Here is a 21,407-nt window from a genome sequence, read left to right on the forward strand (position 1 = left end):
CGGTGTAGTTTCTAGGTTGCATCAAACGAGATGACAAGTAAACTGCCAAGTGTAACTTCACCCTTTTCCTGCCGAAGCGTACTTATGACAGCTCCACAGCGCCTCACCGACCGCAAACGCGAAGCCATCATTCAAGCGGCGATTGCTGAATTCCGTGCCAACGGTTTCGAGATCACCAGCATGGACAAAATCGCGGCGACTGCCGGTGTGTCGAAGCGCACGGTGTACAACCATTTCCCCAGCAAAGAAGAGCTTTTCGCCGAAATTCTCAACCAGTTGTGGGCGCGGATCAGCGCCGAGCAGTCGGTCATTTACCGAGCCGATCAGCCGCTGCGGGATCAGTTGCGGCTGATGTTGTTGGCCAAACTGCAATTGTTGGCTGATGACAATTTTCTGAGCCTGGCTCGCGTGGCAATTGCCGCGACCATTCACTCCCCGGAACGCGCGCAGAACATGGTGGCCCGCATGGGAGAGCGGGAAGAAGGCCTGACGGTATGGATTCGTGCCGCCCAGGCAGATGGCCGGTTGAAAGCCGTTGATGCGGATTTTGCTGCGCAACAGTTGCAGGGTCTGCTGAAGTCGTTCGGCTTTTGGCCACAGATTTCCATGGGGCGGCCACCGCTTGATGAGGCCATGCAGAACACCGTGGCCGAATCGGCTCTGGAGATGTTTCTGGCGCACTATCAGCTCTAGATCGACCATCCCCTGCGCATACCCCAAATCAAATGGCTCGAAAGGACACTGATTATTTCCGCTGGAATAAATGACAATGTCCGCCAATGACCGACGAACGGTCAATTCGATAAAAATACTGCAAAGTATTTCAGGGCGATCTGGCGCAGGACATCATGGAAAACCAACGCGGCAAAGGCTTGTCATTCTCCAGACGTATTTACCTGCCACGCGCCATTGGGCTGGGTGTCGGTTTTTTCAGCGTCGCCGCGGCGCTGTATCCGCTGAGCACGCCGACCTGGCTATGGGCGCTGTTGGTGTTCAACGGATTTTTCTGGCCGCACGTGGCCTATCAAATGTCGACCCACTCGGCATTTCCCTATCAGGCCGAACGCCGCAACCTGTTGTACGACTCGCTGTGTGGCGGCTTCTGGGTCGCGTGTTTCCAGTTCAATCCGCTGGCCACCGTGACCGTCTTGTCGATGATGACCATGAACAATGTCGCGGCCGGTGGCCGTCGCCTGTTCGTCTTCGGCGCTCTCGCCCAAGTGGCCGGCGTGCTGCTCAGCGCAATGCTGCTGGGCTTCAAATTCAACCCGATCATGACGCAAATCCAGGTCTTGGCCTGCTTGCCGATGCTGACCCTGTATCCGCTGGCACTGGGCATGGTCTGTTACCAACTGGCGATCAAACTGGCCCAACACAAACGCGCGCTCAGCGCCCTGAGCCGCACTGACAGCCTGACCGGATTGCTCAATCACGGGTCCTGGAAAGATGTGCTGCACCTGAAGTTTCAACAATGTCACCAGCACAACAGCCAAGCCATTGTGGCGCTGATCGACATTGATCATTTCAAGGTCATCAATGACAGCTACGGGCATATCGTCGGCGATGCCGTGCTGCAACAGTTGAGTCGCGAGTTGAAACGTCTGCTGGTCGAAAATGAACCGGCCGGGCGCTACGGCGGCGATGAGTTCTGCGTGATTCTGCCGAACCTGCCGTTGTACAAGGCCGAAGCACTGATGGAGCAACTACGCCAGGCGCTGGATCAGTATCGCCATCCCGATGTGCCACAACTACGGGTCAGCCTCAGTATCGGTCTGGCGCAGTTCCAGCCCTCCTATTGCGATGCGATTGTCTGGCTGGATGCCGCCGACAAGGCGCTGTACACAGCCAAGCATGCCGGCCGCAACACCATCGGCGTGGCGATGAGCGATCCGGCCTCAAATGACGCCAGTCTGCTTGGCATCTGAGCACGTTCGTACAATTTCGAAGCAGCAGTTTCTTGTACAGAACCTATAAGTCTGTATAAGATTCATTGGTCAGCCTGGATGCTGGCACTTTGCAGCCAATGCCAATAACCCTCAGCTTGGTCTGCCCCGCGGAAACAGGGACAAAACCCCGTCTTCCCCTACTTCCAGGTATGCGCCATGTTTTTCAATCGCCACAAATCAGCCCTCGACGACCTTCAACAGACCCTCACTCAACAGAACGGCCTGCTCGATGCAATCAACCGCTCCATGGCGGTGATCGAATTCGATCTCGACGCAGTGGTGTTGAGCGCCAACGACAACTTCCTCAAAACCATGGGTTACCGCGCCGAACAAGCCATTGGCCAACCCCATCGTCTGTTCTGCACGCCTGAGTTTGGCCGCAGTGCTCAGTACAGCGAGTTGTGGTCACGCCTGAAAAGAGGTGAATTTCAGTCCGGCACGTTCGAACGCATCAATAGCAAAGGCGAATCGGTCTGGCTCGAAGCCAGTTACAACCCGATCAAGGATGCCGCCGGGCACGTGGTGAAAGTGGTCAAGTACGCGATGGACGTCACGGCCAAGGTGCAGCAGGAAAGCGAGGCCAACGCCAAGTTGGAGGCGATCGACCGGGCGATGGCGGTGATTGAATTCAACCTCGACGGCAGCATTATCACGGCCAACCAGAATTTTCTGACGCGCATGGGTTACACACTCGCCGAGCTCAAAGGCAAACATCACCGTTTGTTCTGCACCGCAGAATTGGTCAACAGCAGCGCGTATCAGGATTTCTGGCGACGGTTGAATCAGGGGGAGTTCTTTCAGGGCCAGTTCGAACGCATCGACAAGCGCGGCCAGACCGTTTGGCTGGAGGCCAATTACAACCCGGTTTACGACGCCTCCGGCCGTTTGTGCAAAGTGGTGAAATTCGCCTCGGACGTCACCGCTAGGGTCGAACAGCACGAGCAAGACGCACGCAGTGCCAGCGCCGCCTATCACATCTCGGTCGAGACGCGGAAAGTCGCCGAACAAGGCACTCAGGTCATTCAACAAGCGGCCAGCGAAATGCGCGAAATTGCTGAAGACATTGCCGCGTCTTCGACGCTGATCGCCCACCTGGGTGAACGCTCGGAGCAGATCACGGCCATCGTCAACACCATTCGCGGGATTGCCGACCAGACCAATTTGCTGGCGCTCAACGCAGCCATCGAAGCGGCTCGCGCCGGTGAACAGGGCCGTGGTTTTGCGGTGGTGGCCGATGAAGTGCGGCAACTGGCGGCGCGTACCAGCGGCTCCACAGCGGAAATTTCCAACATGATCGGTTTGATCCAGAGCGAAACCCGCCAGGCGATCAAGAGCATGGACGGCACCCGCGATCGCGCGGCCCAGGGCGTGGAACTGGCGGATCAGGCGGGTACGGTGATCTTGCAGATTCGTGATGGCGCCAGTGAAGCGGTGCAGGCGGTGAGCATGTTTGCCAATGAGCGGGCGCCCAATTGAGGGTCGTGCTGGAGCGATAGACCGAGCCGCGACCTTCGCGGGCAAGCCCGCTCCCACAGGGAATGAGTCAATCACACATGCTGTGTACGACTGCCGAACCTGTGCGGACTTGCCCGCGAAGAGGCCGGCCGCCACAACGCAGAGCTATAGTGACGGCACGTCCGAAGTCCTGCCGAGCACACCATGAATAGCGAAAAACCCGAAACATCCCCCGCCCCCATCGATCACCTGCGCTTTCATCGGCCCCACGCCCACCTGAACACGACTTTCGGCAACGACGCCTTCGCACTGCGCGCCGAAGCCTTTGCGCGGTTCTTCGGCACGCCGCTGTTCCTTGGCGCGCAAACCTTGATTGTTGCGGTGTGGATCGGCCTCAACGTTTGGGGCGTGACTCAATTCGACGTCTACCCGTTCATCCTGCTGAACCTGGCCTTCAGCCTGCAGGCGGCCTACGCCGCGCCACTGATCCTGCTCGCACAAACCCGTCAGGCCGCACGCGACAAAGCGCAGGCCGACGCCGACGCGCAGCACCGTGAAGCGCTGGCACAGGCCAATACCGAACGTCAGGCTGAGGCGGCGAAGAACTCCGCGCAATTGCTGGCGTTGCTTGAACAAAACACCCGCCTTACCGAAATGACGAAAAACCTCACGGAGCGCATCGAAGGCCTGACCAGCGAGTTGCACGCTCACGTGTGCCAGAACCCACAGCGCTGATCAGGGCAAACGCAAGGCTCGCCCTGGTTCACGTGACCGCCCAGCGCATGATGGCCACGATCTACGGAATTTATTCAGCAGCGTGGGCGGTCGATCTGGTATTCGGCGTTTCATACGCGGGTGTGTCGGGTGGAGCGAGAATATCGATTTGGCCAGTGAGTATTGCGATGTACTCACAGGCCCCATCGCTGGCAAGCCAGCTCCCACAGGTTAGGTGTTGCTCTGAAGACCACGCCGTACCTGTGGGAGCTGGCTTGCCAGCGATGAGGCCCTGACAGCAACAGCAAAAACCTCAGCCCCGCACCAAACTCCGCACCGCTTCAATCTCCGGCACTTCACGTTTGCTCATATACACCCGCAACGGCTCAGTGATGTTGATCCGGTCATCGATATTCTGATCCAGCAGCAGCTGAATCAGCTCACGCTTCAACGTCATGGTCGTTGGCGAAATCGGGGCCCAGACGAATTCGCTGGTCGGGATAATGCCGTCATCCGCTACGTCCATGCCGAATGAGTCTTCGCTGAAACGCACAATGTACTGGCCGGTCTTGCGGTTGAGGCCGACAAAGCCCTTGAGGTCGTCGGCCGCCTGGCAGATGAGTTGGGAGGTGATGCGCATGGTAAACCTCACGAAATGTTGATCGATGGTTTACACGCAGGACAACTGAACGGCGCGCCCTCTGCCGGGACGTCTGCCGAGGGCAAGCGTACTGCAAACAGCACCACAAAAGTGCAGGAAATATCGCTTTTAATAGGTTTATGTCGGTCTGGCGATAGCATGCAATCGATTCAGTTGTTAAAAGGTACGTCTTTTAAAATGCCCTGCGAAAGGACCTCGACCATGCCCGCCACTTTCACCAAAAGCGCCCTCATGCTGAGCCTGTTGCTCGGCTTCAGTCAGGCGCATGCCGCCACGCACAGCGATCCGAACGCCGTGGCTGGAGCTCACGGCATCCCGCACCCGGCGGTAATCGCTCACCGTGGCGCGTCCTTCGATGCACCGGAATCCACCGCTGCCGCCTATAAACTGGCCCGTGACCTCGGTGCCGACTATCTGGAAATGGACCTGCAACGCAGTAAGGACGGCGTGTTGTTCGTGCTGCACGACGATAATCTGCAGCGCACCACCGACGTTGCCAGCAAATTCCCGGATCGCAAGGACAGCCCGGCCAACGCCTTCACCATGGCCGAGCTGAAAACCCTCGATGCCGGCACCTGGTACAACACCAAATACCCGGACCGCGCGCGCCCGTCCTACGCCGGGCTGAAAATCCTCACCCTCGATGAAGTCATCGACATCGCCCAAGCCAATCCGCAGCACAAACCGGGCCTGTACATCGAGACCAAAGAGCCGCAGTTGTTCCCCGGCCTCGAAAAAGACCTGAAGGAGAAACTGCAGGATCGCGGCTGGCTCAGCCCGGCCGGCTCGAAACTGGCGAAAAGTGCGCTGGGTGTCGGTCAGGGCAAAGGCAAGGTGATTCTGCAGACCTTCGAGAAAAACAGCCTCGAACTGCTGCAAAAGGAAATGCCGCAGGTGCCGAAGATTCTGCTGCTGTGGGTCGGCGAAGGCAGCATCGAGCCGAAATCCAAGGTGACGTTTGCCGAGTCCGGTGAGAAAGACAAAAACGCTTTCTACGGCAAGCAGGAGCCGAAATCCGAAGCTGAATTTAAAAAATGGGTTGATTACGCCAAGGCTCAGGGCGCTATCGGCACAGGCCCTTCGGCGAAGCTCACCCAAGGGGGCGACCAGAGCTATTCGGATCTGGTGCAACCGTGGATGAACCAGTACACCCACGACCAAGGAATGCTGGTGCATGTCTACACGGTCGATGAACCGGTGGACTTCGACAAAGTCATGGCCGCAGGCGTCGACGGCATCTTCACCAACCGCGCCAGTGAACTGTTGAAGTTCTACAAACGCCCGGCGGCCGGTAGTGTTGATCAGGTGTTGAAGAACAACGGGTTCTGATCAGTTAACGAGGTATCCGCATCGCGAGCAGGCTCGCTCCCACAAGAGCAATCTGCGAACGATGCGGGGTTTTAAGGGTGAGTTAAGTTGCGGTGGTTAACCTGAGCCCACTTAAACGATTTACCCAAGGAACGAACCGATGAAAACTTTGACTGCCCTGTTTACCGCTGCTGCCCTGACCCTCACCGCTGGTATCGCTCAGGCTGATGTTCGCGTTGATGAGATCCCTGAGTTGGTCAAGTCTGGCAAGATCAAGTCGCTGGAGTCGATGAACGCCGAGGCATTGAAACTGCACCCGGGTGCAACCATCACTGACACTGACCTGGACAACCACTTCAACGGTTACGTGTATGAAGTTGAATTGAAAATGGCTGATGGCAGAGAGTTCGATGTCGACTTCGACGCCACCACCGGCAAAGTGCTGAGCAACAAGCAAGACACTTGATACACCGTTTAACCAAAGCCGCACGATTGAAAGATCGTGCGGCTTTTTTACGTCTGGGGTCTGGCCTGAATGATGTGTCGCAAGAAAGATCGTCCCCCCTCACCCCGGGAGAGGGCCAGGGTGAGGGGAAATGGCGTCACGCGCTCAGGCGGGCGGTGACTTCGTTGAGTTGCCCGGACAGGCCGTGCAGATTCTGGCTGGCGCTTTCGGTGCGCTGCACGTTGTCCAGGTTGGTGCTGGCAATCGAGGTGATTTCGGTCAGGTTGCGCGAGATGTCCTCGGCGACCGACGTCTGCTCTTCCGCGGCCGTGGCGATCTGACGGTTCATGTCGCGAATCGCTTCCACCGCGTGGGTGATGCGTTCCAGCATGGCGCCTGCCTGCGTCACTTGCTCAACGCTTTCGTCGCTGCGGGTCTGGCCGCTATCGATGGCTTGCGCCGCGTCTATCGCGCCAGTCTGCACACTCTGAATGATCTGGTTGATCTCGATGATCGACTCCGCCGTGCGCTGCGCCAGGTTGCGCACTTCGTCAGCGACCACCGCAAAACCGCGCCCGGCCTCACCGGCGCGCGCCGCTTCAATCGCGGCGTTGAGCGCCAGCAGGTTGGTCTGTTCGGCGATGCCGCGAATCACTTCCAGCACTTTGCCGATGCGGCCACTGTCGGTTTCGAGACGACGAATGACCGTGGCGGTGTTGGCGATTTCGCTGCGCATCAGCGTGATGGAGTGAATGGTGCTTTGCATGACCTTTTCACCCTGCTGGGCGGACTGGTCGGCATCGTCGGCGGCTCGCGCGGCATCGGCGGCGTGACGCGCGACTTCCTGGGCGGTGGCGGACATTTCGTTCATCGCCGTGGCCACCTGGTCGGTGCGGTTGAACTGCTCGTTGGTGCCGCCGGCCATGGTCGTGGCGATGGCGTTCAATTCGCCGCTGGCGCTGTCCAGATCACTGGCGCTGCGCTGCAAACGGGTGAACGTATCAGCGAGGAAGTCGCGCAGGGTATTGGCTGCGGCGGCGAGGTTACCCAGCTCATCCTGACGGTCGCTGACCACACGCTCGGCCAGTTTGCCGCGGCTCAGTTGGGTGACGTAGTCGATGAGTTTGCGGATCGGTTCGATCAGGTTGCGGTTGACCAGCCACAGGCTCAACAGCCCGATCAACAGACCCGAAGCGAGCATCACCAACAGCCCCAGCCATACGGTGCGATCGGCATCAGCACTGATCAGCGCCGACTGCTCGGTGCCCTGCTTGCGCAATTCGGCGACCAGCTCGCTCATCTGATCGCTGGCAGCGCGATCGACACCTTTGACAGCGGCGTCGCCGACAGCAGAATCGCCACCCGCGGCGACGTAGGCATCACGGCCCTTCTGGTAGGCGCCTGCCAACTGACGATGCTCTTCCTGCAAGCGTTCGATGCGGGTTTTCAGGCTTGGCTCGATGCCTTTCTGGCTGGCCAGTTCGCCGAGGATTCTCTGCACATCGCGCTGGCGGTCTTCAAACTGGCTCCAATACTTGGCCAGATCCGCCGGCTGCTTGCCACGCAGCAGGACGTTTTTCCATTCCTGTACCTGCACCTTGAATTGCAGGTTGGCTTCATCGATCAATTGCGAAGTGTGCAACGGGCCGGCAATCAATTGGCTGTAGCTTTGCACGCCATTCGACAGGAAATGGAAACACGCCAGCGCGATCAACAAGACCGCCAGCAGGCTGCCGCTCAGCAGGGCGAGAATTTGCGCTCTCAGGGATTTTTGCAGCATCGCAGATACTCAGGACAGGGATGAGGCACGCCAGCAAAAGGCGTGAAATATTGCCGGACGTCCCTGTCGGCGAACCTTGGCCAACGGCCAGTGGCGCGCAACCTAACTCACCTGAGATCGGCGCGCCAGAGTGCTTCTTGAACAAATCCCGACCACCGGTAACACTTTGATTTGACGTCATTTAGCTGTCACACAAACGTCATGTGACATTGCGATGATTCGGCACAGGTGAATCTGAAAATCCCGCCCAGCGCCCTCCTCGCAGCGAGCCTCCATGAACCACAGCCTCGATATCAGCCATCGCGATCCGGACCTGTTCGGTTTGCTTTACGGCTTTCGTTTCCTGCCCGGCGAACGGGGTCGCGAAGTCGACTCGACAACTGCATTGCGTTGCCTGCAAGACGACAACGACAGCGGCGAATTCCTCTGGCTGCATCTGAACCTGGCCCACGCGGCATGCGAACGCTGGATGAAAAGCCATCTGCAATTACCCGAAGAATTTTTCGAGGCACTGCACGAAGGTTCGCGCTCGACGCGCATCGAGCACGTTGACTCGGCGTTGCTTGCAGTGGTCAACGATGTGGTGTTCAACCTCAGCAGCATGGTGTCGTCGGACGTGTCGACGTTGTGGGTGTGCGTGCGCAGCAAACTGATCGTCAGTGCGCGCCTGCAACCGCTGCACTCGGTGGATAAACTGCGCTCGTCGGTGAAGGCCGGCGAGCGTTTTCGTTCGCCCTCGGAATTGCTCGTGCACCTGCTGCGCGATCAGGGCGAAGTGCTGACGCAGATCGTGCGCAAGACCAGCATGAGCGTTGATACGGTCGAAGACGAGTTGCTCTCCTCGCGCCTGTCGACCAACCGCGCCGAACTCGGTGCCAACCGCCGAGTGCTGGTGAGATTGCAACGGCTGCTGGCACTGGAGCCAGGTTCGCTACTGCGTCTACTCAACCGCCCGCCGCCGTGGTTGCAGAAGGAGGACGTCAAGGAACTGCGCAAATCCACCGAGGAGTTTGCGCTGATCATCAATGACCTCACGGCCCTCGGCGAGCGCATCAAACTGTTGCAGGAAGAAATCGCCGCCAACCTCAACGAACAGAGCAACCGCACGCTGTTCACCCTGACCGTGGTGACGGTGCTGGCGCTGCCGATCAACATCATTGCCGGTTTCTTCGGGATGAATGTCGGCGGCGTGCCGCTGTCGCAAGACGCGCATGGGTTCTGGATACTGGTCGCGCTGGTGGCGACGTTTACGGTGATTGCGGGGCGGTGGGCGTTTCGTAAGCGTGGAGATTATTAAGATCAAAAGATCGCAACCTTCGGCAGCTCCCACACTGCCACTGCAGGAGCTGCCGAAGGCTGCGATCTTTTGACTTTGCCTCCAGCGATTCATCCAAACACTGACCTGAGGCAGTCTCTCTGTAACATTCTGCAACGATCATGGGCGACATTCCTTCCCTCGCTCAGGATTGTCCTCTCATGGCTACTCCCTCCCTGACCGCCAGCCCAGCGTCCGCCGCCAGCGGCAGGCCCTCCCTCGACAAGAAAACCAGCCCGTTCACTTACGTATTGTTTTTCGCAGTGCTGGCCATGGGGATGCTGTTCACCGCCTACAGTCTGATGCACGACGTGCAGGAGCTCGGCACGACGGTCACCACCTGGACGCCATTTCTGCTACTCGGCGTGGCGTTGGTGATTGCGCTGGGTTTTGAGTTCGTCAATGGTTTCCACGACACCGCCAACGCCGTGGCTACGGTGATCTACACCCACTCGCTGCCGCCGAATGTTGCGGTGGTCTGGTCGGGGTTTTTCAACTTCCTCGGCGTGCTGCTATCGAGCGGTGCGGTGGCATTCGGCATCATCGCCCTGCTGCCGGTGGAGCTGATTCTGCAGGTCGGCTCGTCTGCTGGTTTCGCGATGATCTTCGCCCTGTTGATCGCAGCGATCCTGTGGAACCTCGGCACGTGGTGGCTGGGTTTGCCGGCCTCGTCGTCGCACACCTTGATCGGTTCGATCATCGGCGTCGGCGTGGCCAATGCCTTGATGCATGGCCGCGACGGCACCAGCGGTGTCGATTGGGCGCAGGCCACCAAGATTGGTTATGCGTTGCTGCTTTCACCGCTGGTGGGTTTCGGTTGTGCGGCGCTGTTGCTGCTGGCCTTGCGTGCATTCGTGAAGAACCGCGCGCTGTACAAGGCACCGAAAGGCAACACCCCGCCGCCATGGTGGATTCGTGGTCTGCTGATCCTGACGTGCACCGGCGTGTCGTTCGCCCACGGCTCCAACGACGGCCAGAAAGGCATGGGCCTGATCATGCTGATTCTGGTCGGCACCTTGCCGATGGCCTATGCATTGAACCGCACCATGCCCGAAGAACAATCGCTGCAGTTCGCCGCCGTGGCGCAAGTCACCCAACAAGCCCTGATGAAAAGTGCGCCGCAGCCGGCACCTGCCGATCCGCGCCCGATCCTCTCGGATTACGTGCGCAGCAAGGAGGCCACGCCGCAACTGATCCCCGCCCTCGCCGCACTCACCGGGCACATTGGCGAGGAAGTCAAAGGCTACGGTTCGCTGGCGAAAGTCCCGGCCGAGGCGATGGGCAACGTGCGTAACGACATGTACCTGGCCAGCGAATCGATTCGCCTGATGGACAAGAACAAGGTCGGCAACTTCGACGCCGACACCGCTGGCAAGCTGCAACTGTTCAAGCAACAGATCGACAACGCCACACGGTTTATCCCGCTGTGGGTGAAGATCGCCGTTGCTATCGCATTGGGGCTCGGCACCATGGTCGGCTGGAAACGCATCGTGGTGACGGTGGGCGAGAAGATCGGCAACACCCACCTGACCTACGCGCAAGGCGCCTCGGCGGAAACCGTGGCGATGCTGACCATTGGTGCAGCGGACATGTTTGGTTTGCCGGTGTCGACGACGCATGTGCTGTCCTCGGGCGTGGCCGGGACCATGGTCGCCAATGGCGGTGGATTGCAGATGAGGACTATCCGTAATCTGCTGATGGCGTGGGTGCTGACGCTGCCGGCGGCGATCCTGCTGTCGGGTAGCCTCTACTGGCTGTTCACCCAGATCTTCTAACCGAAATAATCCCGCTGCAGGAGCTGCCGAAGGCTGCGATCTTTTGATCTTTTTTAGATCAAAATCAAAAGATCGCAGCCTTCGGCAGCTCCTACACGAAAATGAGGTTTAGCCCTGGCAGGCGTTGCGCATCAGGAAGCGCTCGCGCAGTACGTCGTAGCCCCAGTGATACACATAGGTGTACGGCAGAAAAAACAGCAACACGCCGATGTCGAGCAAGAACGCCTGCCACAAGCTGACTGACAGCCACCAGGCAATCAGCGGCACACCCATCACGATCAAACCACCCTCGAACAGCAAGGCGTGAACGACCCGCACCCAGGCGTTGTGGGCAACATTCATGCGCTCGAGCATGCGGTCGAAAAACCGGTTGAAGACCACGTTCCAGCCCAGCGCCAGCATCGCGATCAAAACCGTCACCGCGCCCATGTCGAGCAGCGGTTTTTTCATGATCCACGCCAGCAGTGGCGTGCAGATCAGAATCGCCAGCAATTCGAAACCGATAGCCTGGAAGATACGTTCAGTGATGGATTTTTGGGCAGTCATGGCCTGACTCCTTGAGTGAAGATGGTTGCCATGATCCATCCTCGCATCGATACTTCAAAACCAATAACCATCGATTGAGGCGATAGTTCATGGCATCGCAAGAAGTGCTTTTGGCATTTGTCCAGGCGGCGACCCAGGGATCGTTTTCGGCGGCGGCGCGCAAACTCGGGCGCAGTCAGTCGACTATCAGTGCGGCGGTGGCGAGTCTGGAGATTGATCTGGACCTGGTGTTGTTTGATCGCAGCAGCCGCAAACCAACGCTGACACCTGCCGGCCACGTCATGCTGCAACGCGCCGAGGCGATCCTTACGGCCAACAGTCGCCTGGAAATGACCGCGCGGCAATTGTCCCAAGGCGTTGAGCCGAAATTGACCGTGGCGATTTCCGACACTTATCAATCCGCGCGTTTCGAAGCGGCGCTGTTCGGTTTTGAACAGCGCTATCCGGATCTGGAACTCGAATGCCTGATTGCCGAATGCGATGACTTGATCGAACTGGTGCAGCGCGGTCGGGCGCATCTGGCGTTTGCCGAGATGCAGGACAATTACCCGCCGGATCTGGTGACCTCGACTGTGGCCGAGCGCACCGATATCGCCCTGTTCGTCAGTCGCGGACATGCGCTGGCGACACTGGAAAACGTCGATCAGCCAATCCTGGAGCAGCATCGCGAGTTGCGTCTGGCGACGATCGTCAATCCCTACGACAGTCGCGCCAAGGGCCGGGTGTGGTCGGCGCCGAGTTATCTGATGCTGATGGAAATGGCCGAAATGGGTTTCGGCTGGGCGCCGTTGCCGCGCTGGCTGGTGGGGCGTTTCGGCAATGGCACGCTGGTGGAGCTGACAGTGCGCGGCTGGCCGAAACCGGTGTTTGTCGATGCCTTGTGGTCGCGGCTATATCCGCCGGGGCCAGCGGGGAGCTGGTTGCTGAGCAAGATGCTGGAATAGATCAAAAGATCGCAGCGTGCCGCAGCTCCTACAGTTGCAACCCATGTAGGAGCTGCCGAAGGCTGCGATCTTTTGATCTTGTTGTTGATTGAAGAAAATCAACATCAAAAGATTGCAGCCTTCGGCAGTTCCTACAGGGGGTTGGGTGTCGGTAGTTGGTTTAAGCGCGCCTCGATGAACCGCCGTTCAGGCTCTTGCCGGGTTAACTCCAACGCCCGCAAATAAGCCACCCGCGCCCCCTCGACCCGGCCCAACTGCCGACAAAACTCCGCCCGCGCCGAATGCGCCAAGTGGTAGTCCTGCAATTCGCCGCGATCCAGAATCTCTTCAATCAACGTCAACCCCGCCAACGCCCCATCTCGTTTGGCCACCGCCACCGCGCGATTCAACTCGATCACCGGGGAAGGCATCGCCCGCAACAGCACGTCATACAGCCCGACGATCTGCTGCCAATCGGTTTCCTCGGCGGTTGGCGCCTCGGCGTGCACGGCGGCAATCGCCGCTTGCAGACAGTACGGCCCGAATCGTCGTGTGGTCAGCGCCCTCTCCACCAACGCACAACCTTCAGCGATCAACTCAGCATCCCACTGCGAGCGATCCTGATCGTCCAACAGCACCAATTCGCCATCGGGAGAAGTGCGCGCCGGACGCCGGGACTCATGCAGCAGCATCAATGCCAGCAACCCCATCACCTCGGGCTCCGGCAACAATTCCATCAGCAGTCGCCCGAGCCGGATCGCTTCACGGGTCAGGTCCTCGCGAGTCAGCTCAGCACCCATCGACGCCGAATAGCCCTCGTTGAACACCAGATAAATCACCCGCAACACACTGTCCAGACGCTCGGGCAGTTCGCTCAGGCTGGGGACTTGATAAGGGATTTTCGCGTCACGGATCTTGGCTTTTGCGCGCACGATGCGCTGGGCAATGGCCGCCGGCGCCGAGAGAAAGGCGCGGGCAATTTCCTCGGTTGTCAGGTCGCAGACTTCACGCAAGGTCAGCGGCACTTGCGCATCCGCCGCCAGCGCCGGGTGACAGCAGGTGAAGATCAGCCGCAGGCGATCGTCTTCCACGTCTTCGTCGCTCCAGTCGGCATCTTCGAGCTCTTCGAGTTGCGCCAGCAACAATGGCTGCGAGGCTTTGAAGCGTGCACGGCGGCGTAGCACGTCGATTGCCTTGAAGCGCCCGGTCGACACCAGCCAGGTGCGCGGATTGTCCGGCACGCCGTCACGCTGCCAACGCTCGACCGCGACGAAGAACGCCTCGTGCAAGGCTTCTTCGGCAAGGTCAAAATCGCCGAGCAGGCGGATCAATGTCGCCAGAATCCGCCGCGAGTCTTCGCGATAAACCTGCTCGACCCGCGCCGCGACCTCAGACATTCAACTGCCGCACGGGGCGCACTTCAACGCTGCCCACTCGGGCCGCCGGGATATTCCCGGCGACCTGAATCGCTTCGTTGAGATCCTTGGCGTCGATCAGGTAGAAGCCGGCCAGTTGCTCCTTGGTTTCGGCGAACGGCCCATCGGTGATCGACAATTTGCCGTTGCGCATTCGTACCGTGGTGGCGGTCTGCACTGACTCCAGCGCCTCGGCGGCAACCATCCGCCCGCTGCCCTGAATCGACTCGGCATAGGCCCAGCATTCAGCGTCTTCGGGACTGTCGGGCGACGAATGCAGCAGGCGTTCATCGCTGTAGACCAGGCATAGATATTTCATGGCGCTCTCCTGATTCGAACGGATCAACTATGGCTGAAGATCACGGTTGCACATCGAACAGCGTCGCGCCGCTCATCGGATCAAACGGTGCCGACCAGTGTTCATGGGCAATCCGCCACGCGCCGCCGACCTGCCGATAGCATGCAGTGACGCGCATCCAGCAACTTTGGGTTTCACCCTTCTCGTTGGTGCCGCCGCAATTGGCGACCCAGTGGGCGAAGGCGATGTTGTCGGCGGTTTCGATGACGACTTCCTGAAAATCGAAGATGTGCGGCCCGGGGCACATTTGCATGCAGTCCAACCAATGCGCGCGGTAGGCCGGTTTGCCCTTAAATTGCAGGGCCTTGATCGCGTCGAACGAGACGATGTCATCGGCATACAACGCCATGACTTTCTCCACGTCCTTGGTCATGACGGCGTCGCGGTAGGTATTGATCAGAGTTTGGATGTCAGCTTGTGCGCTCATGGTGTTCTCCGTGATTTTTGTTGGAAAGACACCCTTAGTCGTTCGGCACGTCGGCAGATCGACAGGCGAAACAAAAAAATTCCGAAGGAAGCAAAGTCGCTAGAATCCGAGGCTCATCTTTGTAGGAAAAAGGAAATTCCCGTGTCAGCCCAACTCGTGCCGTACGACAGCCTGAACGCCCAGCAGCGTGAGCAAGTCGAGGCGATTGAAATCCACCCCGAGCAAATCAAGTTCTCCGGCGACATCCACGGCGCCCTGCACACCTTGCTGTCGAAACCCGGCCCTGGCGTGAAGGGTTTTGCACTGCTGGCCGATGAAGTGCCGGTGGCGTTCCTGCTGCTCAAGCGTCCGCCGGTGTTACCGGCATGGGCCGATGAACACAGCGCCACGCTGCATGCGTTGCAGGTCGATCGCCGGGCGCAGGGCAAGGGTTACGGCAAGGCGTGTCTGCATGCGTTGCCCGAGGTTGCGCGCCAGGCCTGGCCGGAGATCAAGGGACTGGAACTGTCGGTGGACGCCGACAACGAGGCTGCCATCGCGCTGTACGCCAAACACGGCTACGTCGACAGCGGCGAAGCGTACAAGGGCCGAATCGGTTACGAGCGGCGCATGGGTCTGTTTTTTTAAGTCATCGAGGGGATGCACGATGATCGATTCAATCGAAGCACTGGAAGCTATTTACGGATTGCCGCACGAACGTGCGGTGCGCAAGCAGATCACTTTTCTCAACGAAGACTATCAGGCGATGGTGCAGGTCTCGCCGCTGGTAATCGTCAGCTCGGTGGGTGCCGATGGTCTCGACAATTCGCCGCGCGGTGATGCCCCGGGGTTTGTGCGGATCGTCGATGAACGCACGCTGGCCCTGCCGGACCGCCCGGGCAACAACCGCATCGATACCTTGCGCAATGTGCTGCACGATCCACGGGTGTCGCTGCTGTTCATTATTCCGGGTATAGGCGAGACACTGCGGGTCAACGGCACGGCCACCATCAGCGCTGATCCGACGTTGCTGGAGAGTTTTGCGGTGAACGGCAAACCGGCAAAAACGGTGTTGCTGGTGACGGTGGAAGCGGCGTTTTTCCATTGTTCGAAGGCGTTTGTGCGTTCGGATGCGTGGAACCCGGAAACGCATCTGCCGCGCTCGGCACTGCCCACGGCTGGCGCCTTTCATAAACGCCTGAACGATGGGCAATTCGACGCCGACACGTACGACCGCGAAGCGCCGATCAGGGTCCGCGACAGCCTTTACTGACGCACCACGCCCCCCCCCATGTAGGAGCTGCCAAAGGCTGCGATCTTTTGATCCTGTTTTTTACAAGCAAGATCAAAAGATCGCAGCCTTCGGCAGCTCCTACAGGGGGAAGTATTTACAGGGTCAGAATCATCTCGTGCCACGCCATCCCGCCGTGATCCGACTCCGACGGTTTGATGTAGGCAAAGCCAAACCCGGCATACAGCGGGATGTGCTGTTCCTTGCACATCAAATGAATCGTCGCTTTATCCATCCCACGCATGCGCTCGATGAACTCGGCCAGCAAGCGCTTGGCCAGGCCCTGCCCTTGGTAATCCGGGTGCACCACCACCGACATGATCACCACGTTCGGCCCCACCGGATCATGCCCGATCAGTTCCTTGAACGCCTCGTCCGACATCTGCACATCGAACGCCGCGCCCGAGTTGACGAACCCGGCGACCTCGCCATCGACCTCGGCAACGATGAAGCCTTCCGGCCAGGTCGCAATGCGCGTGGCGATCTTTTCGCGGGTGGCGGCTTCATCGCCTTCGTAGGCAACGGTTTCGATGGCGTAGCAGCGATCCAGGTCAGTGGCGGTGACGTTGCGGATAACGGTGTTCATGGCAGCTCGGAAATCAGCGGGAAAAGTGCGCAGAGCATAAAGGAATAAGGAGTGCATATCGATCCGCGCGGGCGGCGTAAAGCCTGCGTATAAGCGCTTTTCTTGCGCCTCGCGGGCGGCTATTTCTGTGGCGTGTCTCTGATTACCCTTGGGGGAAACCGTTTATGAGCAGCGTAGAAATCGGCCTGTTGATGGTGTTGGGCATCAGTACATTCGGCTTTATAACCCTGGGCATCGACCTGTTGCGGGCGCGACGTGTGGGCAAGGGCAAGCGCGGCTGAAAGCGTTGATGGACGGATCGCTGATCCGTCCATCAACGTGTGTCAGGCCTTGAGTGGCAGCCAGATTTCCAGCGTGCCGGTATGCAGTTTGGGGTTGAAATCCTCACTGTAGCGTTCGAACTCAGGCGCATCGGCGGCTTCGCGTCCGGACTGCGGCAGCCAGGTTTTCCAGATGTACTGGAAGGTCTCTGGCAACTGATCCAGTGAACCTTTGTGCTCGAACACCGCGTAATCCTGCGGTTGCACTTCGATCCAACGGTACTGATCCGGCAGGTCATCGAGTTTGCTGATCTCGACCCCGGCGATGTATTCGAAACCACCCTTGCCGTCCGCATTGCAGCAGACGCCGAACGTCACTTCGTTCTTTTGCCCGGGAATCTTGCCCAGATGCGGGATGAATTTTTCCCACAGCTCGGGGATGCCATCGGTGGTGTCCTGAGTAAATCGTCCGCCAAGCCCTGCTATCAGCAGGAATTGTCCATGTTCGAAGCGAGGTTCTGCCACTTCGACGCGTGTTTGCTCATCCATGACTCGACTCCTGGAACGAAAAAAGTGGGTTCGGCTGGGAGTATAGAAGCCAAACCCGATTCGCAACATCAGAGCGTATGCAGGGCCTCGGCCGCACCTGACCCGACAAACTCGTTGTAGCCAGATACGATCACGTACACCGCGAAATAGCAGAAGATCGCTGCAGATGCCATATACGAGTAGCGCAGCAGCTTATCGCCCAGGAGCTTGCCACCATGGCTTGCGGCGAAGCACAAACCGGCCGACCACAACAGCCCGGCGCACAGAAACCCACCGAGAAACAACGCCGAGCTCAAAGGCCCGCCCCCGCCCGAGCGGGCGATCAACGTGCCGCCTACCGCAGCGAACCAGAGAATCGCGCTCGGCGAGGACATGGCGAGGAAGATCCCCCGCAAGAATTCCTTGCGATGGGAGTTCTGCCCTACCTCAGCCGTCTCGGCCAGCAGCGCCTCGTGATGGATTGCCGAATAGATCATCTTCGCCGCAAAGTAGATCAGCAGCGCCGAACCGCCGATCCACAGCACCCAGCGCACGGTTTCGTATTGCAGCAACACGGTCATCCCGGCGAGCGCCAGCACCGCGTAAATCAGATCGCCGACACAGGTGCCGAGGCCCAGCGCGAAGCCCTGAAAATAACCGCGCTGCATGGCCAGCGTGATCATTGCGATGTTGGCCACGCCGATATCCAGGCACAGCGAGAGGCTCAGCAAAAAGCCGCTGGTGAATTCCATCAACCGATTTCCTTGGAAAAATTTGTTTACGCGCAGGCTGGACAGTCTGCCATCACAGCCCTTATCTTCGCCAACAGGTCACCGCAGTGACCAGCGTCGCTCGGACGGTTCCGGGCGCTTACGTTATCCGAGGCAACAATGGCTGAACAAGGTTCGCCGCGCCGCTTTGCGCGCATAGATCGACTCCCCCCTTACGTTTTCAACATCACCGCCGAGCTGAAGATGGCCGCGCGGCGTCGTGGTGAAGACATCATCGACTTGAGCATGGGCAACCCCGACGGGGCCACGCCGCCGCACATTGTCGAAAAACTCGTGCAAGTCGCCCAGCGTGACGACACCCATGGTTATTCCACATCCAAGGGCATTCCGCGTCTGCGTCGGGCGATTTCCAATTGGTACAAGCAACGCTACGAGGTCGATATCGACCCGGAAAGCGAAGCCATTGTCACCATCGGTTCCAAGGAAGGCCTGGCGCATCTGATGCTGGCGACCCTTGATCAGGGCGACACCGTACTGGTGCCGAACCCCAGCTACCCGATTCACATCTACGGCGCGGTAATTGCCGGCGCTCAGGTGCGTTCCGTACCGCTGGTGCCGGGCGTGGACTTCTTCGACGAACTGGAACGGGCGATTCGCGGCTCGATCCCGAAGCCGAAGATGATGATCCTCGGCTTCCCGTCGAACCCGACTGCGCAGTGCGTGGAACTGGATTTCTTCGAACGGGTGATCGCCCTCGCCAAGCAATACGACGTGCTGGTCATCCACGATCTGGCTTACGCCGACATCGTCTACGACGGCTGGAAAGCCCCGTCGATCATGCAAGTGCCGGGCGCCAAGGACATCGCGGTGGAGTTTTTCACCCTGTCCAAAAGCTACAACATGGCCGGTTGGCGCATCGGTTTCATGGTCGGCAATCCGGAACTGGTCAACGCCTTGGCGCGGATCAAGAGCTACCACGACTACGGCACTTTCACCCCACTGCAAGTCGCCGCCATTGCTGCGCTGGAAGGCGATCAGCAGTGCGTGAAAGACATCGCCGAGCAATATCGCCAGCGCCGTAATGTGCTGGTCAAAGGCCTGCATGAACTGGGCTGGATGGTCGAAAACCCGAAGGCTTCGATGTACGTCTGGGCGAAAATCCCAGAGGCTTATGCGCATCTGGGTTCGCTGGAATTCGCCAAGAAACTGCTGTCCGAGGCCAAGGTTTGCGTCTCGCCGGGGGTGGGGTTTGGTGAGTATGGCGATGATCACGTGCGCTTCGCGCTGATCGAAAACCAGGACCGCATTCGCCAGGCTGTACGCGGCATTCGCGGGATGTTCCGGGCGGATGGGTTAGCCCCGAAATCCAGCACCTGACACCTTCCCTGTGGGAGCGAGCCTGCTCGCGAAAGCGTCGAGTCAGCTGAAATCCATATCGACTGACACATCGCATTCGCGAGCAGGCTCGCTCCCACATTGGTTTGTCTGTGTCACGAATCATCACCCACAAAAAAACCGCATCGCTGCGGTTTTTTTGTGAGTGGCGTTTGCTGTTAAACGAACATCGACAACAGCAGGATAAAGCCCAACGCGACCACCGAGAGGATGGTTTCCATCGCCGTCCAGGTCTTGAACGTTTCGGCCACGGTCATGTTGAAATACTGCTTCACCAGCCAGAAACCGGCGTCGTTGACGTGGGACAGGATCAACGAACCGGCACCGGTGGCCAGCACCAGCAGTTCACGGTTGACGCCCGGAACCATTCCGACCACTGGCACCACGATGCCCGCGCCAGTGATGGTCGCAACAGTTGCCGAACCGGTGGCAATACGAATCACCGCCGCCACCAGCCATGCCAGCAGGATCGGCGAGATCTGTGCGCTGACCGCCATGTGGCCGATCACATCGCCCACGCCGCTGGTGACCAGCATCTGCTTGAAGCCACCGCCGGCACCGATGATCAGGATGATCGCGGCGGTTGGCGCCAGGCTCGCATCCAGCCACTTGAGGATCTGGTTGGAACCGATGCCCTGCTTGTAGCCAAAGGTGTACAGCGACAGCAGCAATGCCAGCAGCAGTGCTGAGATCGGGTGACCGATCATGTCCATCCAGGTGCGGAAGAAGTTACCGTCCGGCAACGCCACGTCAGCGAAGGTTTTCAGCAGCATCAGGAACACCGGCAGCAGCACGGTGATCAGGGTGATGCTGAAGCTCGGCAGGACAGCGGTATCGTTTTCGCGGGCCAGTTGATCGACCAGCTCCTGATTCGGGTGACCCGGAATGTGCTTGGCGATGAACGTACCGAAGATCGGCCCGGCAATGATTGCAGTCGGCAGCGCAACGATCAGACCGTAGAGAATGGTCTTGCCGATGTCAGCGCCGAACACGCCGATGGCCAGCAGCGGGCCCGGGTGCGGTGGCACCAGACCGTGCACGGCGGACAGGCCGGCGAGCAACGGGATACCGATCTTGATGATCGACACGCCCGTGCGGCGGGCAACGATGAACACCAGCGGAATCAGCAGCACGAAGCCGATTTCGAAGAACAATGGAATGCCCACCAGGAACGCGGCGAACATCATTGCCCACTGCACTTTGTCCTTGCCGAACGCGCGAATCAGGGTCTGGGCAATCTGATCTGCCCCGCCCGACTCGGCCATCATTTTGCCGAGCATGGTGCCCAGCGCGAGGATGATGCCGACAAAACCAAGCACGCCACCAAAGCCGTCCTGGAACGCTTTGATGATGGTGCCGATCGGCATGCCGGACGTCAGGCCGAGGAATGCGGCGGCGATGGTCAGGGCAATGAAAGGGTGAATCTTGAACTTGGTGATCAGGATGATAAGTCCGATCACCGTGACCACTGCATCAAGCAGCAGGTAGGCGTCGTGGGACATGCCAAACATTGGGGGTGTCTCCTGGTTTGTTGTTGTTATTAAAGCGGGTTAATCAGAAGTCGTAAGG

Annotated in this window: 22 protein-coding genes and 1 pseudogene; 13 read left to right on the forward strand and 10 right to left on the reverse strand. The window is 59.0% G+C overall.

All coding sequences use genetic code 11. The features are described from left to right. Nucleotides 1-84 precede the first annotated feature (84 nt). The 5 genes and pseudogenes from AB4P97_RS16380 to AB4P97_RS16400 all read left to right on the forward strand — a co-directional run. Nucleotides 85-693, forward strand: coding sequence for a TetR/AcrR family transcriptional regulator (locus AB4P97_RS16380; RefSeq protein ID WP_395601351.1), 609 nt, complete (start codon nt 85-87; stop codon nt 691-693). Nucleotides 694-848: 155 nt separating this feature from the next. Beyond that, entirely contained in the window at nt 849-1,925 is a 1,077-nt protein-coding gene (locus AB4P97_RS16385) for a diguanylate cyclase (protein WP_395601352.1), read from the forward strand. A gap of 177 nt (nt 1,926-2,102) precedes the next feature. Next, complete coding sequence (locus AB4P97_RS16390; protein WP_395601353.1) at nt 2,103-3,422, forward strand: methyl-accepting chemotaxis protein; 1,320 nt, start codon at nt 2,103-2,105, stop codon at nt 3,420-3,422. Between the two features lie 183 nt (nt 3,423-3,605). Continuing rightward, entirely contained in the window at nt 3,606-4,136 is a 531-nt protein-coding gene (locus AB4P97_RS16395; RefSeq protein WP_042560565.1) for a DUF1003 domain-containing protein, read from the forward strand. Nucleotides 4,137-4,208: 72 nt separating this feature from the next. Next, nucleotides 4,209-4,295, forward strand: a pseudogene (locus tag AB4P97_RS16400) (antibiotic biosynthesis monooxygenase); the annotation flags it as partial. Between the two features lie 133 nt (nt 4,296-4,428). Here the strand turns inward: AB4P97_RS16400 and AB4P97_RS16405 are convergent. Then, a complete protein-coding gene (locus AB4P97_RS16405; RefSeq protein ID WP_115146165.1) occupies nt 4,429-4,755 on the reverse strand; it encodes a DUF2025 family protein in 327 nt (108 codons plus the stop codon). 222 nt (nt 4,756-4,977) lie between these two features. Here AB4P97_RS16405 and AB4P97_RS16410 point away from each other — a divergent pair, with 222 nt between their 5' ends. Both AB4P97_RS16410 and AB4P97_RS16415 read left to right on the forward strand, forming a co-directional pair. Then, complete coding sequence (locus AB4P97_RS16410; protein ID WP_395601354.1) at nt 4,978-6,105, forward strand: glycerophosphodiester phosphodiesterase; 1,128 nt, start codon at nt 4,978-4,980, stop codon at nt 6,103-6,105. A 139-nt stretch (nt 6,106-6,244) separates the two neighbouring features. Next, nucleotides 6,245-6,550 carry a PepSY domain-containing protein gene (locus AB4P97_RS16415; protein ID WP_042560568.1) on the forward strand — a complete coding sequence of 102 codons (306 nt, stop codon included), beginning with the start codon at nt 6,245-6,247 and terminating at the stop codon, nt 6,548-6,550. A gap of 136 nt (nt 6,551-6,686) precedes the next feature. Here the strand turns inward: AB4P97_RS16415 and AB4P97_RS16420 are convergent, their stop codons facing one another. After that, a complete protein-coding gene (locus tag AB4P97_RS16420) occupies nt 6,687-8,309 on the reverse strand; it encodes a methyl-accepting chemotaxis protein (RefSeq protein ID WP_115146163.1) in 1,623 nt (540 codons plus the stop codon). Between the two features lie 274 nt (nt 8,310-8,583). Between AB4P97_RS16420 and AB4P97_RS16425 the strand changes: the two genes are divergently transcribed. Further along, complete coding sequence (locus AB4P97_RS16425) at nt 8,584-9,606, forward strand: transporter (protein WP_042560570.1); 1,023 nt, start codon at nt 8,584-8,586, stop codon at nt 9,604-9,606. Nucleotides 9,607-9,896: 290 nt separating this feature from the next. Then, nucleotides 9,897-11,399 carry an inorganic phosphate transporter gene (locus AB4P97_RS16430; RefSeq protein ID WP_395602953.1) on the forward strand — a complete coding sequence of 501 codons (1,503 nt, stop codon included), beginning with the start codon at nt 9,897-9,899 and terminating at the stop codon, nt 11,397-11,399. A gap of 108 nt (nt 11,400-11,507) precedes the next feature. Here the strand turns inward: AB4P97_RS16430 and AB4P97_RS16435 are convergent, their stop codons facing one another. Then, nucleotides 11,508-11,945 carry a multidrug/biocide efflux PACE transporter gene (locus AB4P97_RS16435; RefSeq protein WP_395598224.1) on the reverse strand — a complete coding sequence of 146 codons (438 nt, stop codon included), beginning with the start codon at nt 11,943-11,945 and terminating at the stop codon, nt 11,508-11,510. A gap of 89 nt (nt 11,946-12,034) precedes the next feature. Here AB4P97_RS16435 and AB4P97_RS16440 point away from each other — a divergent pair, with 89 nt between their 5' ends. Continuing rightward, nucleotides 12,035-12,889: a LysR family transcriptional regulator gene (locus tag AB4P97_RS16440; protein WP_042560573.1), complete on the forward strand. Its 855-nt coding sequence runs from the start codon at nt 12,035-12,037 to the stop codon at nt 12,887-12,889. 131 nt (nt 12,890-13,020) lie between these two features. Here AB4P97_RS16440 and AB4P97_RS16445 read toward each other — a convergent pair whose 3' ends face one another. Genes AB4P97_RS16445 through AB4P97_RS16455 form a run of 3 tightly spaced genes read right to left on the reverse strand, consistent with a single transcriptional unit; the run spans nt 13,021 to nt 15,068 of the window. Beyond that, a complete protein-coding gene (locus AB4P97_RS16445; RefSeq protein WP_395601355.1) occupies nt 13,021-14,265 on the reverse strand; it encodes an RNA polymerase sigma factor in 1,245 nt (414 codons plus the stop codon). Further along, nucleotides 14,258-14,602: a YciI family protein gene (locus AB4P97_RS16450; RefSeq protein ID WP_008081988.1), complete on the reverse strand. Its 345-nt coding sequence runs from the start codon at nt 14,600-14,602 to the stop codon at nt 14,258-14,260. The genes AB4P97_RS16445 and AB4P97_RS16450 overlap by 8 nt, the downstream gene beginning before the upstream one ends. Nucleotides 14,603-14,642: 40 nt before the next feature. After that, the gene (locus AB4P97_RS16455) at nt 14,643-15,068 is read right to left on the reverse strand and encodes a nuclear transport factor 2 family protein (RefSeq protein ID WP_042560575.1); all 426 of its coding nucleotides are present in this window, start codon (nt 15,066-15,068) and stop codon (nt 14,643-14,645) included. A 141-nt stretch (nt 15,069-15,209) separates the two neighbouring features. On the opposite strand from AB4P97_RS16455, the gene AB4P97_RS16460 reads away from it, so the two are divergent. After that, the gene (locus AB4P97_RS16460) at nt 15,210-15,695 is read left to right on the forward strand and encodes an N-acetyltransferase (protein WP_042560576.1); all 486 of its coding nucleotides are present in this window, start codon (nt 15,210-15,212) and stop codon (nt 15,693-15,695) included. A 19-nt stretch (nt 15,696-15,714) separates the two neighbouring features. Then, nucleotides 15,715-16,320, forward strand: coding sequence for a pyridoxamine 5'-phosphate oxidase family protein (locus AB4P97_RS16465; protein ID WP_395601356.1), 606 nt, complete (start codon nt 15,715-15,717; stop codon nt 16,318-16,320). 115 nt (nt 16,321-16,435) lie between these two features. Here the strand turns inward: AB4P97_RS16465 and AB4P97_RS16470 are convergent, their stop codons facing one another. The 3 genes from AB4P97_RS16470 to AB4P97_RS16480 all read right to left on the reverse strand — a co-directional run bounded on the left by AB4P97_RS16470 (nt 16,436) and on the right by AB4P97_RS16480 (nt 18,464). Then, nucleotides 16,436-16,924 carry a GNAT family N-acetyltransferase gene (locus AB4P97_RS16470; protein WP_042560578.1) on the reverse strand — a complete coding sequence of 163 codons (489 nt, stop codon included), beginning with the start codon at nt 16,922-16,924 and terminating at the stop codon, nt 16,436-16,438. 323 nt (nt 16,925-17,247) lie between these two features. Next, complete coding sequence (locus tag AB4P97_RS16475; RefSeq protein WP_042560579.1) at nt 17,248-17,733, reverse strand: GyrI-like domain-containing protein; 486 nt, start codon at nt 17,731-17,733, stop codon at nt 17,248-17,250. A gap of 68 nt (nt 17,734-17,801) precedes the next feature. Continuing rightward, nucleotides 17,802-18,464, reverse strand: a complete 663-nt coding sequence (locus AB4P97_RS16480; protein WP_042560580.1) for a LysE family translocator — start codon at nt 18,462-18,464, stop codon at nt 17,802-17,804. A gap of 138 nt (nt 18,465-18,602) precedes the next feature. Between AB4P97_RS16480 and alaC the strand changes: the two genes are divergently transcribed. Next, on the forward strand, nt 18,603-19,820 hold the full coding sequence (gene alaC / locus AB4P97_RS16485) for an alanine transaminase (RefSeq protein WP_042560581.1): 1,218 nt from the start codon (nt 18,603-18,605) through the stop codon (nt 19,818-19,820). Nucleotides 19,821-19,996: 176 nt separating this feature from the next. On the opposite strand, the gene AB4P97_RS16490 is transcribed toward alaC, so the two are convergent. Then, on the reverse strand, nt 19,997-21,349 hold the full coding sequence (locus AB4P97_RS16490; RefSeq protein ID WP_042560582.1) for a gluconate:H+ symporter: 1,353 nt from the start codon (nt 21,347-21,349) through the stop codon (nt 19,997-19,999). Between the last annotated feature and the right edge of the window lie 58 nt (nt 21,350-21,407).

It is taken from the genome of Pseudomonas sp. A1230 (assembly GCF_044218825.1).
Taxonomy (GTDB): domain Bacteria; phylum Pseudomonadota; class Gammaproteobacteria; order Pseudomonadales; family Pseudomonadaceae; genus Aquipseudomonas; species Aquipseudomonas iridis.